The 12,404-nt window shown below is 43.1% G+C and carries 13 protein-coding genes and 1 pseudogene; 12 read left to right on the forward strand and 2 right to left on the reverse strand.

Annotated elements, in window-relative coordinates; translation table 11 throughout:
- From H525_RS0117810 to H525_RS0117845, 7 genes and pseudogenes are all read left to right on the forward strand, one after another.
- Positions 1–242: pseudogene (locus H525_RS0117810) on the forward strand (AAA family ATPase); the annotation flags it as partial.
- 452 nt (positions 243–694) lie between these two features.
- On the forward strand, positions 695–1,228 hold the full coding sequence (locus H525_RS0117820) for a sigma-54-dependent transcriptional regulator (RefSeq protein ID WP_027417289.1): 534 nt from the start codon (positions 695–697) through the stop codon (positions 1,226–1,228).
- A gap of 121 nt (positions 1,229–1,349) precedes the next feature.
- A complete protein-coding gene (locus tag H525_RS0117825) occupies positions 1,350–2,324 on the forward strand; it encodes a BMP family ABC transporter substrate-binding protein (protein ID WP_027417290.1) in 975 nt (324 codons plus the stop codon).
- Positions 2,325–2,345: 21 nt separating this feature from the next.
- Entirely contained in the window at positions 2,346–4,256 is a 1,911-nt protein-coding gene (locus H525_RS25810; RefSeq protein ID WP_027417291.1) for a HAMP domain-containing sensor histidine kinase, read from the forward strand.
- 14 nt (positions 4,257–4,270) lie between these two features.
- Positions 4,271–4,639, forward strand: a complete 369-nt coding sequence (locus H525_RS0117835; protein WP_027417292.1) for a response regulator — start codon at positions 4,271–4,273, stop codon at positions 4,637–4,639.
- Positions 4,636–5,466: a sensor histidine kinase gene (locus H525_RS0117840; protein ID WP_027417293.1), complete on the forward strand. Its 831-nt coding sequence runs from the start codon at positions 4,636–4,638 to the stop codon at positions 5,464–5,466. Before H525_RS0117835 ends, H525_RS0117840 begins: the two co-directional genes overlap by 4 nt.
- A gap of 103 nt (positions 5,467–5,569) precedes the next feature.
- Positions 5,570–5,872 carry a 4a-hydroxytetrahydrobiopterin dehydratase gene (locus H525_RS0117845; RefSeq protein WP_027417294.1) on the forward strand — a complete coding sequence of 101 codons (303 nt, stop codon included), beginning with the start codon at positions 5,570–5,572 and terminating at the stop codon, positions 5,870–5,872.
- 509 nt (positions 5,873–6,381) lie between these two features.
- On the opposite strand, the gene H525_RS24680 is transcribed toward H525_RS0117845, so the two are convergent.
- The gene (locus H525_RS24680) at positions 6,382–6,843 is read right to left on the reverse strand and encodes a PCYCGC motif-containing (lipo)protein (RefSeq protein ID WP_051331144.1); all 462 of its coding nucleotides are present in this window, start codon (positions 6,841–6,843) and stop codon (positions 6,382–6,384) included.
- A 180-nt stretch (positions 6,844–7,023) separates the two neighbouring features.
- Between H525_RS24680 and H525_RS0117860 the strand changes: the two genes are divergently transcribed.
- The 5 genes from H525_RS0117860 (at position 7,024) to H525_RS0117880 (ending at position 11,921) form a co-directional block, all read left to right on the forward strand.
- Positions 7,024–7,755: a hypothetical protein gene (locus tag H525_RS0117860; protein ID WP_027417295.1), complete on the forward strand. Its 732-nt coding sequence runs from the start codon at positions 7,024–7,026 to the stop codon at positions 7,753–7,755.
- Positions 7,756–7,850: 95 nt separating this feature from the next.
- The gene (locus tag H525_RS29080) at positions 7,851–8,633 is read left to right on the forward strand and encodes a lytic transglycosylase domain-containing protein (RefSeq protein ID WP_027417296.1); all 783 of its coding nucleotides are present in this window, start codon (positions 7,851–7,853) and stop codon (positions 8,631–8,633) included.
- A 171-nt stretch (positions 8,634–8,804) separates the two neighbouring features.
- Positions 8,805–9,728, forward strand: a complete 924-nt coding sequence (locus H525_RS0117870) for a cupredoxin domain-containing protein (protein WP_027417297.1) — start codon at positions 8,805–8,807, stop codon at positions 9,726–9,728.
- A 224-nt stretch (positions 9,729–9,952) separates the two neighbouring features.
- On the forward strand, positions 9,953–10,633 hold the full coding sequence (locus H525_RS0117875) for a response regulator transcription factor (protein WP_027417298.1): 681 nt from the start codon (positions 9,953–9,955) through the stop codon (positions 10,631–10,633).
- A complete protein-coding gene (locus H525_RS0117880) occupies positions 10,626–11,921 on the forward strand; it encodes a sensor histidine kinase (RefSeq protein ID WP_027417299.1) in 1,296 nt (431 codons plus the stop codon). Before H525_RS0117875 ends, H525_RS0117880 begins: the two co-directional genes overlap by 8 nt.
- Before the next feature lie 14 nt (positions 11,922–11,935).
- Here H525_RS0117880 and H525_RS0117885 read toward each other — a convergent pair whose 3' ends face one another.
- Positions 11,936–12,364, reverse strand: a complete 429-nt coding sequence (locus tag H525_RS0117885; protein ID WP_027417300.1) for a hypothetical protein — start codon at positions 12,362–12,364, stop codon at positions 11,936–11,938.
- Between the last annotated feature and the right edge of the window lie 40 nt (positions 12,365–12,404).

Genomic DNA, 12,404 nt, shown 5'->3' on the forward strand with positions numbered 1-12,404 from the left:
GACTGGGTCATTATGATCGTGCACAGGTTGACGAGTATGTGGCACGGCATCTTCACTATGCAGGAGTAGACCAACAAATCTTTTCTGACGGTGCATTAGATGAAATCCACCGCTATTCCGGAGGGGCCGCAAGGCTCATCAACAAGGTATGTACGCACTGTTTACTTTATGGAGCACAGAACGGACATCGAATTATTGATGATCACATGGTCAAACGGGTGATTGAGGGAGAATTATCATGATTCTCCCTTTTTTCAAATGACACTTGGACAATAGATTCGTCAATTTGCGGACAACTAACGCCGTCACCTTCGGGACGATATACTACGTCATTAACATGGGAGTAACCAAAGGTACAGATGCTGAGGATGGATATGCTTTATTATGTAAAAAATCAAAGGAATCCACAGCATAAATACTGTACCAGTAAGTAAAACTGAAATCCAAGCATCACGTCCTGCGGTTTGGAGCAGAACTGGAATAATAATGACATGATCTAAGATTCCGATGGAAGAAATGATAAGCAAACAAGCTTGGAGCATGGTTATATTTTCAGACTTCATATGGAAGAACCTCTACTTGGGATTGTTAATAACCGATTTCAAATTTTATGGTTTCCAGTATTGAGAATTTTATGTATTTAACAGTTTCTGGCATGCGTATGGTATAATAACAGGAGCGGGAGAGTGGTAAAATGGGAGACAAGCCGAAGATTTTAATTGTCGATGATGACACCGATATCTGTTTTTTAATTGCTACAGCGATTAAGTCAGATGAAATAAATATTTTAACCGCCCATTCCGGGCAGGATGCACTTACTATTTTTATAAAAGACCAGCCCGATCTCGTCCTGCTAGATATTCAGCTTCCTGAAATGAACGGGATTGAGATACTTAAACGAATAAAAGACCGGTGTCCGGATTGTCAGGTTATCATGGTGACCGCATATGCGACCATTGAAACAGCCGTTCAAGCAATGAAAATCGGGGCACTTGATTATATTTGTAAGCCATTTAAACTGCCCGAATTGCGCGTAACCGTTCAGCAGGCGCTGGAATATGTGAAAATCAATAAGCAGGGAGAGACTGTTACCTTGGAACAGATGGAACGCGCCCACATCGAAAGGGTTCTTCATGAAGTGAATGGAAACCGCCGGCTGGCAGCCGAACGCCTCGATATTTCCTTACGCACGCTCTACTACAAAATTAAACAGTATAATATTCAATAAAGAAAACCAGAAACCCGGATTGTGAAACTGAATCTGGGTTTTTTTGCAATTTTTGCACTTCTATCCCGTATCAATAAATGTTTAAATAATACCGTAGATATGAGGTAAGGAGTGCCTTATTATGAAAAAATTATGGCTGTTTTTAGTGCTCTCTCTGTTGACGGGCTGCTCCTCGCTTTTTCACGTGAATCAATCAAAACAAGAGACACCTTTTCGCGTGGCTTTGCTGGTTGAAGGCTCTATATATGATCAAGGCTGGGATGAACAGGCGTATCTGGGATTAAAGCAGATTGAACGGACGATGGGCGCACAAACAAGCTATCTCGAATATATTAATACAACAAGCTTAAGGCGGAAGTCTGTGGAAACATTCGCCAAACAAGGATATTCGCTTATTTTTGGAAATGGAAGAGGATTTGAGAAGACGTTTAACGAACTGGCGGTTCAGTACCCCGCTACTCATTTTGTTTTCTTCAATGGACATCCCTCCGGTCCTAATGTTTCCGCTGTTAATTTTACGCCGGAATCGCTGGGATACTTCTCGGGAATGGCTGCGGCTCTCATGACAAAAAGCCATGTAATAGGGTTAATTCCTGCCTTTGGAGACTTAAAGGAAATCCAGCCGTTTATCATGGCCGCCAAAGCTCAGAATCCGAAGAATCGTATTATGATTCAGTCTGTAAACGATTGGAATAACCGCATGAAAGCGGGTTGTATTGCGCGAAAGATGATTAAGGGCGGTGCGGATATCCTGGTGCCCATGGGAGACGGATTTAGTATTCAAGTGATTATGGAAGCGCACAACGCGAACGCTTTGGCGATTGGGTATATCTCCGACCAGTCGTTTGTCTCAAAGAAAACGGTGATCACGAGTACGATCCAACAGGTGAGCAAGCTCTATCTTGAAGTGGCAAAAGAATATAAAACGCATACACTCCGCAGTGGAAGCCTGTATTTTGATTTTAAAGACGGGGTACAGGAACTGGCTCCGTTTGGGCCGATGGTTCCTTCTCAGGTTCAGCGTAAATTATTTTACGAAATCCAGCGGTACAAAGAGGGAACGTTTGTCTTACCCGTACAAAGGAACATAGAATAAAACATGCGGGGTAAATAAAAGATGACAATTTTGCAAAGATGGATGGATTTATCTATACGTTTTAAATTTTTCAGCGGATTTATGGCTATCCTTCTGTTTGTGGGAATTAGTATGGTTGTCTTGAACATCCAATTGCTGCACGTTGTACGCGATAATGAAACGGTGATTAATCAATCGGTCCCTAAACTTGTTACACAATTACAGGTAAAAAGCAGCATTCTTGAACGGATTAATTTTGTTACCCTTTACATTACAACCGGAAGGGAAGACTTTAATCAAAAGTTTCAACAGTCCTGTACGCATGCGGACAAAATTGAAAAAGACTTGCTGACAGGGGCTGCGCCCGGCGAAAAAAAACAAATAGAACAGTTTATTCAAAAAAGTGAAGACTGGGAATTTATTTTGCGCGACCGGGTTATACCGGTGTATCAACTTGGCAATAAAGAAGGGGCTATTACTATCCTGAAGAGCGAGGTTCAACCGATTGCGGTAGAATTAATCAACCGGGTAGAGGGGCTTTCCCAGCATAAAACAGAGGAAATTAACAAAACAAATAACGACTCCCTGCAGGACGCATGGTATTCGGTCAAGTTGAGTTATGTGGTGATTGCTGTTACTCTGATTCTTGCTGTTTACTTCGCTCTTTATATGTCTAATACGATGACGAATCCCCTCGTTCTCGTGCTTACAGCTGTTCGAAAAATGGCAAAAGGGGATTTTACCGCCCGCATCCCTGTGCAAAACCGGGATGCGGGCGGGGAATTGGGAAACGCATTTAACCAAATGTCAAGGAGTATTAACAAGCTTATAGAAGAATTGAAGGAAGCGAATGAGAGGCTTGAAGAAGAAATGAAGCGGGCTCAGGAGTCGACACGGTTAAAATCGGAGTTTCTCGCTAACATGTCGCATGAGTTGAGAACACCGCTTACCGGAATTATTGGATTTAGTGAACTGCTGCTCGCTGAATCCGGCGGAACACTTTCTGCTCAACAAAAAGACTTTGCCGGCAACATTATTCTGGCGGGTGAACATTTGCTTGCCATGATTAACGATATCCTTGATTTATCAAAAATTGAGGCTGGTAAATATGTACTCGAATACGGTTGGTTTAATATGGTTGACCTTGTTGAAAATACAATAAAGGTCGTTCCCGCCCATCAACACGATATTGCTGTCTATTATTCGACGGAAGATTCGTGGAAGATTAAAGCGGACGCGAAACGGCTGAAACAGGTTTTATTTAACTTGTTGAGCAATGCGATTAAGTTTAGCTCTCCGGGGACCCGGATTGATATCACGTTAACAAAGAACAGTAAAGAGATGATGGGGGTGACCGTTGCAGATCAGGGGATCGGAATTGAAGCGGAGAAACTGGACAAAATTTTTGAACAATTTTATCAAAACGACGGGCAGCTTGATCGGAAATATGACGGAACAGGTCTTGGCTTAACTCTTTCCAGGCAGCTGATCGAGCTGCACGGCGGAACGATTCATGTGGAAAGCACCCCGGGGGAAGGGAGCAGCTTTACGATTTTTTTGCCCATCGATTCCGGCTTTATGGATCAGAATATTCCCATTATGCCAACATCCTCCTATCCAAGTTCTGTTGTCCTGCATTTGCCTACCTTCAGCCCACATATTGCCTGTTTAAAAACTCATTTCCAAAAAAACAAGATCCAACCGGATATTTTTGTGGTAGAATCAAAAGAAGATGCGATAGGTATCCTTCAAAGAAACAGGTATGAATCCGTGTATTTTGCAGGGAATAATTATAACGATATGTATTTAATGATGCTTGAAACGATAAGAGAGCATAAGATGGGCCGGCTTGTCGCATGCCTGGCGGGATCTTTACGTCTGGTAGAGCGGGGACAAGTTATGCGTTTGGCTGATGAGCTCATTCATGTATCTTCGGATGAAACGAGAAAGTAAAAGGAGAATTGGATATGACGAAGCAAATTTTACTCGTGGAGGATAATTCGTCGAATCGGGAATTATTTGTAGAGATCATCCGTTTAAATAAAAAATATGAGGTACACGTGGCAGACAGCGGCTTGAAGGCCTTAGAAATGCTGGAAACGTTTCATCCTGATCTTATTTTGATGGATATTCATATGCCTGAGATGGATGGATTGGCAGTAACCCGGACGATAAAATCCACTCCGGAACTATCGTCCATTCCGGTGGTTGCCTTATCCGCGCTGGCTATGAAATCCGATATCGAATCAGCGATAGAAGCGGGCTGCAGTGGATATATCACAAAGCCGGTGCGCATCAAGAGCTTTATGGATGAACTTGAGATGTATACGAAATGAGATATACAGTCATTTTATCCGCGCTGGGCACGCTTATTATTGTTTTGACCGGCCTTCTCTTGTATATCATTCGCAAAATGAGAGGCCAATATCGCATTCTTGAACAAACGAATAAACAGTTGGCAGAAGTCGACCGGTTGAAAACGGAGTTTCTTGCCAACGTATCGCATGAACTTCGCACACCGCTCACAGTTATTATGGGATATTCGGAACTTCTTCTTGAAAAGTTAATCATCGAGCCGGAACGGGCGACTGATTTTCGATACGTGGAAACCATTCATAGAAAATCTGAAGATTTATTAAACCTGATTAATGATTTGATCGAACTGTCGCGTATTGAGTCTGGACGAGTGGAGATGAATATCAAGCGCTTATCGCTCGATGAAGTGGTCAGGGAGACGGTTGAGGAACTTTCCACCAGTGCGGCAAAAAAGGAACATGCGGTCCATGTGGTGACCGGCCCTCGCCCGCTGTTAATTAAAGCAGACAGAGGGAAAATCAAGCAGATCATTAGCAATCTACTGCAAAATGCCATAAAATATACCCCTAAGAATGGAAAGATTACGATTCGGCTTTACAGCCGGGAACGGAAAAACTGGATTGAAGTGGAAGACAATGGAATTGGAATTGCACCTGAAATGATGGAGCATTTATATCAACCGTTTAAGCAGGGGGACTCCTCCTATAATAAAAAATATGAAGGATTCGGACTGGGACTGGCAATAACAAAGAATTTGGTCCTCTACCACAGCGGGACAATCGATGTGAAAAGCACACCCGGCATCGGAACAACCTTTATTGTTTCTCTTCCTGCGGCAGAAAAATAGCGTGCGGTTTTTCTGCCAGGGAACAAAAAGTGCCTCTATACTTTTCTGAATTTTCCGTGTACAATGAAAATAGCTGAATCTACTGAAAGAAAGGGATGATTATATGGCTAAACTGTCGGATGAGCAAATTACGATTAGTCTCTCTAAGATTCCCGGTTGGTATTTAAAAAATGGTGCAATCGAACGATTGGTCAGTTTTGCAAGTTTTCGTGAAGCACTTGAATTTGTGAATCGAGTAGGTGAATATTCGGAAGCTGCCAATCACCATCCCGATATAGATATCCGCTATAACAATGTCAGGCTCGCACTCACGACGCACGATGTGCGTGGCCTCACGGGAAAAGACTTTGCCCTTGCCCAACGAATCAATCAAATTGTTTCTGCCAAGGTGGAATTGGTTGATTAAATGGGCATTCAAAAGACAGGATATAAAAAAGCAGACCCGTCTGACGGGCCTGCTTTTTTAGTGCGCCCGGCATGGGTATTATCTATAGGGTTAGAGTCCTGAATGGTGAAGGCAGTAGTAGCCATTAGCTTAAGGAAAGGGTGTCGACCGTGAGGTCGAATCTGAAGGAAGCTGGCGGCAAACCTCCGGTCTGAGAAACACGAACCTCATATAAGGCTAGCATTCGTTGGATGAGTCTGCTAAACAAGGCAAAGTCCTTACTGTCGAAGGCGAATGAGAGTAAATGAGGCAGATAGGTGGAGGGGAAGATAATGCTCTTGCCCATGGTGAATTCCATGGGAAACTTCAAGAGGGCTGAGAATGATTGCGGCACTGACAGACCGTAAAAGCATAACGGACAGTGAGAGAAAAGACCACTGTCCGTCTGACTTCATGGAACCGCCGTATACCGAACGGTACGTACGGTGGTGTGAGAGGTCGGGGGGTTATCACCCCCTCCTACTCGATTATTATTGATTGTAATGGAGGCGTGGGGAATCAGCCCCGTATTGACCTGCATACTTTTTGTTGATGGCTTTTTCAATTTCTTTCAGCGATTTACCTTCTTCACTCATAGCAATTACGTCTGTAGCGACCGCAATCGCCTTACCGCTGTTCGAACCGTGAGAATTCCAGACAATGCTGCCGTCCGGATTGACTTTATACAGAAAAGCCTCAAAAATGTTTTTGTATGAACTCCCGTCATATACCGGTATCTTTTGCATGATATCTTTATGTGTTAAGGCAAGCTGATACACATTCTTAAGTTCTCCATCCGCATGCTCAAGAAATATCGGGGTATCATGGATGCTTGCTGTTGTTTCTAAGGTGTCCCCATTCGCTAATTGCTCCTGTTTATTGCCTGTTGAACAAGCTGTTACTGCTAGAATAAGAATAAAAAGTAATAGTCCTCGTATACCTTTATAGACCATAATCCAGACTCCTCCCCCCACGTTTCATTATAAGGGAGGTTGGAATATTGAGAAACGTAAAATTGTTACAATTAAGTGGCTAAAATGCCAGGATTATCTTCTGGCCAATTCCGCACAACTCCGGTGAAATGGCACATAAAATTTCTCTCCGTGCATACATAACAATAAGGAGATGACGGTATGTGGCTGCGAAACATTATCTGGTTTATTATTCTGATTGGCATCATTATTTTTAGTTTATTGCTGTTCATCCTTATTATGAATCCGGTGCCCGATAATAACCAGTTAACCACGGATAAACAAATACAAAATAACACTGCGTCCCCATCGTCACCCATTCCGTATATGCAGGGGAAAACGGAAGTCCAACCTGCGGGTAAGGAACAGGTGGGCAAAGAGCCTGCACCGTCACAGGATGGGACTGGCGCGGCCGATGGGTCAATGCAGTCGAATAAACCATCACCCGGTACACAACAGCAGGAAGCCGTGAATGAAGCTCCAAAACCAACCGCAAAAACCGAGGTGGCAGTGTCCATGCCGGTGCTTTATTTTATGGGAAAATTCGTCGGCTATTTCGTTGTAGTAACAGCGGTTTTCCCGGTGTTCTTTTTAACAGCAGGCAGGATGCCGCGCTCCGCGTACATGCGGCGTTTTTATCGGCAGGCTTCTACCTGGCTGCCATTTAGCGCGATCCTTTCGTTAACCGTAGGCGCTCTCCATGGAGGTATTATGCTGCGGCTGCAGGCGGCGTCGGGGACGGCCGGGATCATCGGCATGGTCGCATTCTTTTTTTACGGTTTTTTATTGCTTCAAGAAAGCCTTACCTTTATTTATGAATCAAACAAGCGCCGCAAGCGGCTGCTTCCCGTATTAATTTTACTACTGCTGTTAATCCTTCATTTGTGGAATTGAATTTCCTGGTCGTAAACAAGAAAATATTTCTTTTGTATTGATCAAATAAAAGGTAAAATAAGTATGAATGATCGGAAGTGGAAGGAGAATGTGTGATGGAGGTAGCTTCCCCTCAATGGTTTTATGAGAATATGCTTGTTCAGATGGCTCAAAAAAATCCGCAGCTGCAAAAAAGTTTAGGTGATCAGGCAGCGTCCGGACAGACGGGTTCATTTGCTGATATACTGGCATCCGCCCTGAACGGTGAAGGCGCTTCGCTGGCCATGAATTCAGGCTCGTCTATGGAGTCCAGCCCTTTATCTTTGCTTTTAAACGGCCTTGCTGGCAACGGTTTAACTACAAATTCATTTGTCGATTCGATGAGCACAGGAGAGGAAACTTCCGGGTCAGGCCAGGATCAGCAGAATGATGGGCTGGACATGCTCACACCGATGACGGGGGCTCTTCTGCCAAATGTGCAGGATGTGCAGCGTTTATATACGGGAACTTCTGTAAAGGCACCATCCTCCAGCATTGCTCAGGCAATTACCGCGGCCGCTCAGCGGTACGGAGTTCCTGAAAAACTCATTAGCGCCGTCATTAAGCAGGAAAGTGATTTTAATCCCAACTCCCGTTCAAGCGCCGGAGCCATGGGGTTAATGCAGCTCATGCCGGAAAACGTTCAGGAACTTGGCATCCAAAATCCTTACGATGTAGCAGAAAATATCGATGGAGGAACGAGGCAGCTAAAGTCTTACCTGGACAAGTATAATGGCAATTTGCAGCTGGCGCTTGCTGCATATAATGCGGGGCCGGGAAACGTGCATAAGTACGGAGGCATTCCACCGTTTAAGGAAACTCAGGACTACGTACGAAAAATAACCGGTATGTTGGCGTAAGGTGTATGACATAACAAACTGCAAATCTTGAAAAGTCATTAGAAAATGATGAGAAAGCAAATATTGTCATTATATTGTAAACGATTCTTACTAAAATGTTCACCCACAAATTAATGGTAGAGACGGATAATATGTTTGTAAACAACGAAAATCAATAGGGGATGGTTCGAAATGAAAAAGAAAAACATGTTGAAAGGGGTCATTGCATTTGCTGTACTTGCTTCGCTTTCCGTAACCGGGTGCAGCCAACCAACAAGCGGCACTGCAAATAATACAGCTCAACCAGCACAAAATGCCATATCTTCCCAAAAAACACCAGTCACAACCACTACTTCAACAGCAACGAATTCTATCACGCGTACAGCGGCAAGCAATACTAAGTCTGATAATGTGTACATAACGGTAGAGCCTGGTGTGAAGTTAGGATCGGATAAAAAACTTCATGATGCCTTTATCAATGGAGATATTAAAGTAACAGCAGGGAAATCAGTGACCCTAAACTTTTACAATTATGATGATGGAACACATACGATGACTTCACCGGAACTTGGACTTGCTGTTAAGATAGCCGGCAGTAAGAAAAAAGGTGAGCCTGCTTTAACCACTTACACATTTACGCCGAAAAAAGAAGGAACATATTCCTGGTATTGTGCCGATCCTTGCGATGGTCCAAACAAACAGTGGGCCATGAGCCAGGATGGATATATGAGGGGGAAAATCACAGTTCTTCCTGCTTCCAATAACGTTCAGCATGTATCTTTAGTGATTAACCCGGATTATAAATTAGGTCCAGACGGGAATCGACACGATGCGTATACACCTGGTGATTTCACTGTACATGCAGGGCAGCCTGTAGAACTGACGATTATCAACTACGGTAAAAACAAGCATCCTTTCGTAAGCCCTAACCTTGGTATTAACGTTCCTGTTACAGGCAGAAAAGCTGCTGGAGATCCTGGCATATTTACCACAACTTTCACTCCGAAAAAGTCGGGAAAATATCAATGGAATTGTATGATGCCTTGTGACGGGAAATATAACGATTGGGCTATGGCACACGACAATTATATGATGGGCTTTATAACGGTTCAATAAAAAAATATAAGTAGCTATGAAAAAAATACGGGCATATCACATATAAAGTGAGTAGAAATTCGCTATAGGGATGTAAGGATAGAAGAGCAGATGAATGTCTGCTTCCGTCTATCCTCTTTTTTTTTCTTCAATGTCTAACGTGATTTATTTCCGAAATTTTTCATCTTTTTTTCAGTAATACGAATTACATTTATGCCAATATAGAGAGGGGAGTGATGAGATGTATGCACATATTGTTGGCAGAGGATGATAAAAAACTCGGCAGGTTGATTGTTCATATGCTTAAAGCAGAAGGGTATCTTGTTGATTGGGTTATTTCGGGCCGCCAAGCCTACGAGTATACGTTGTTTGGAGAATACGATTTGATTATTATGGATTGGATGATGCCTGAAACAGATGGAATTAGCGTATGCAAGCGTTTGCGAGAGGACAATTATCAAGGTGCAATTTTAGTGCTGACAGCGCGCGACGCTTTGGATGACTGCGTTACAGGGCTCGATGCGGGGGCGGATGATTACTTAGTTAAACCCTTTGAATTTGATGAACTGTTTGCACGTATTCGTGCGCTAACGAGGCGAAGTTATGTCGAAATTAAAGAAGAAATTATTCAAGTGGCTGATCTTGTCCTGCACTGTAACCAGCGTTCTATCATTAAGAAGGGGAAAGAAATTCGACTTACTCCTCGGGAATTTCAACTACTGGAGCTTTTGGCGCGCAATCGTGGCCAAGTTATCCCACGGGATATTATTCTGGATCGGATTTGGGGATATGACTCAGAAGTAACCAGTAATACACTAGATGCGTTTGTTCGTCTGCTTCGAAAAAAAATTGACCGGCCCGGAGAAAATAAACTCATTCAAAATGTACGCGGGGTTGGGTATAAACTTGAGGTAAAGAATGTTTAAAAAAATAAGAAATCAATTGACGATTTTATTCAGCATATTAATGATTCTGTTCCTGGTTTCTTTTATTATCATTAGTTATTTTCTGCTTTCGTTTATTCTGTATAATGACAGCAGGAATGACATACAAACTCTTGCGGTAAGCGAACTTGCTGACCATAAAGCGGAGTTGATGCACAACGTCAGTAAGAACGAAAGTCACAGTATTGAATATAAGGAAAATAGCCATTCGTTTTACTTTGTCATAAATGATCAGAATCAAATCCTAAGCGGGCATGAAATCATGCCAGAAATACGGGCAGATATTTTAAAGCGAATGGAGGGTTGGAAACCTACTGCTGAAGAAGTTAGAATGGAAAAATTCAAATTAAATGGAAGAGGTGATGTTTATTTTATGATAGCAGGACGCGAGGTATATAACGCAAATCGCTACCTTGGTGTCGTTTATACGGGGACCGACATTACCCAGCAGCGAAACGTATTTCAGCGAATCATTTGGATTCTCATATATGTGTCAGTGGTTTTTATTTTACTTTCAACTGTTCTAGGGTATTACATGGCCGGGAAAGCCATGCGGCCGATCATGCGGTCGTTTTTACGCCAACGGGAGTTTGTTGCCGATGCTTCCCATGAGCTGCGGACTCCGTTGAGCGTTTTACAGTCATCGCTAGAAGTACTTAAGAAAGAACAGGAGTCGCTATCTGATTTTTCGCACCAGATACTTGATGATATGAAAGAAGAAGTGGGACGCATGACTGGACTGGTCAGGGATTTATTGACGCTAGCACGGGCGGATTCCGGGTCGGTTGAGTTGAGTTGTGAAAGATTTAATATCGTTACACTAACTGAACAACTAGTCCGTTCGTTTCAAATGCTGGCTAGAAAACGTCAGCAGCACCTTACACTCATTGTTCCAAATGAATTGCATGTGTATGCGGATAAGGAAAGAATCGCCCAATTGATATATATCTTGTTGGATAATGCGAGCAAATATACGCCGGCTAACGGTGAAATTACGCTTCGCATTGATGAGGAGGAAAAAGGGAGGGGAAACAAGATTCGGATGATTGTTCAGGATACAGGCATAGGTATTGCTCAGGATGAGCAAGCTCGCATTTATGACAGGTTCTACAGGATAGATAAGGGACGGTCTCGCGAGCTTGGAGGGACAGGTCTCGGTCTTTCCATTGCAAGTTGGATAATTAATGCACATCGAGGTTCCATACATCTACAAAGCGCACCCGGTCAAGGAAGTACATTTACTGTACGCCTCCCCATTCGGGAAAACTGAAGCGAACATTGACTTTAGGAAGCCTGAGAACGGATGGCCGTTACTGGATTTGTAGAGGGGATGTTTTCTCCCGCGCGTTGACTCGTAGTCCCAACCTTTGATCCAGTAGGCTTCTCCTTTTTATAATTATAATCATGTTCGCTTTGCTCATGGTTTTCATCCTCACCTTCCTCATATCCTTGGCCTTCATTTTCCGTTTCCGTATAATTTTCTATAATGTCTTGTTTTACCTGGCCAGATGACATCCATTCATCAAACACCTGGTCGCGAGTTTGAACAGCCGAAGGGAGAGAATTTATCGCGTTATTCTGCTGAATGGGTTGCTGAACCGCTTTTTTATGCTGTTTCTGTTCATCATATTGTTTTGATAATCCTACAAAACCAGTGAAAGCTGCAACACTTGACAGCCCGATGATCCATTTTGGCCAATTCTTATTTTTCATACCGTGTTTTCTTCCTTTCATTTGTTATCTATCATTACTA

Origin of the sequence: Aneurinibacillus terranovensis DSM 18919, from assembly GCF_000430625.1 — a bacterium.
GTDB classification, from domain to species: Bacteria; Bacillota; Bacilli; order Aneurinibacillales; family Aneurinibacillaceae; genus Aneurinibacillus_B; species Aneurinibacillus_B terranovensis.

Bases quoted from the DNA above. Each gene is read 5' to 3' on its own strand.
- H525_RS0117870 (WP_027417297.1), top strand. From the start codon at position 8,805: ATGAAAAAGAAAAACATGTTGAAAGGGGTCATTGCATTTGCTGTACTT.
- H525_RS0117880 (WP_027417299.1), top strand. From the start codon at position 10,626: ATGTTTAAAAAAATAAGAAATCAATTGACGATTTTATTCAGCATATTA.
- H525_RS0117840 (WP_027417293.1), top strand. From the start codon at position 4,636: ATGAGATATACAGTCATTTTATCCGCGCTGGGCACGCTTATTATTGTT.
- H525_RS0117825 (WP_027417290.1), top strand. From the start codon at position 1,350: ATGAAAAAATTATGGCTGTTTTTAGTGCTCTCTCTGTTGACGGGCTGC.
- H525_RS0117875 (WP_027417298.1), top strand. From the start codon at position 9,953: ATGCACATATTGTTGGCAGAGGATGATAAAAAACTCGGCAGGTTGATT.
- H525_RS0117835 (WP_027417292.1), top strand. From the start codon at position 4,271: ATGACGAAGCAAATTTTACTCGTGGAGGATAATTCGTCGAATCGGGAA.
- H525_RS25810 (WP_027417291.1), top strand. From the start codon at position 2,346: ATGACAATTTTGCAAAGATGGATGGATTTATCTATACGTTTTAAATTT.
- H525_RS24680 (WP_051331144.1), bottom strand. From the start codon at position 6,843: ATGGTCTATAAAGGTATACGAGGACTATTACTTTTTATTCTTATTCTA.
- H525_RS0117885 (WP_027417300.1), bottom strand. From the start codon at position 12,364: ATGAAAAATAAGAATTGGCCAAAATGGATCATCGGGCTGTCAAGTGTT.
- H525_RS0117820 (WP_027417289.1), top strand. From the start codon at position 695: ATGGGAGACAAGCCGAAGATTTTAATTGTCGATGATGACACCGATATC.
- H525_RS0117860 (WP_027417295.1), top strand. From the start codon at position 7,024: ATGTGGCTGCGAAACATTATCTGGTTTATTATTCTGATTGGCATCATT.
- H525_RS29080 (WP_027417296.1), top strand. From the start codon at position 7,851: ATGGAGGTAGCTTCCCCTCAATGGTTTTATGAGAATATGCTTGTTCAG.
- H525_RS0117845 (WP_027417294.1), top strand. From the start codon at position 5,570: ATGGCTAAACTGTCGGATGAGCAAATTACGATTAGTCTCTCTAAGATT.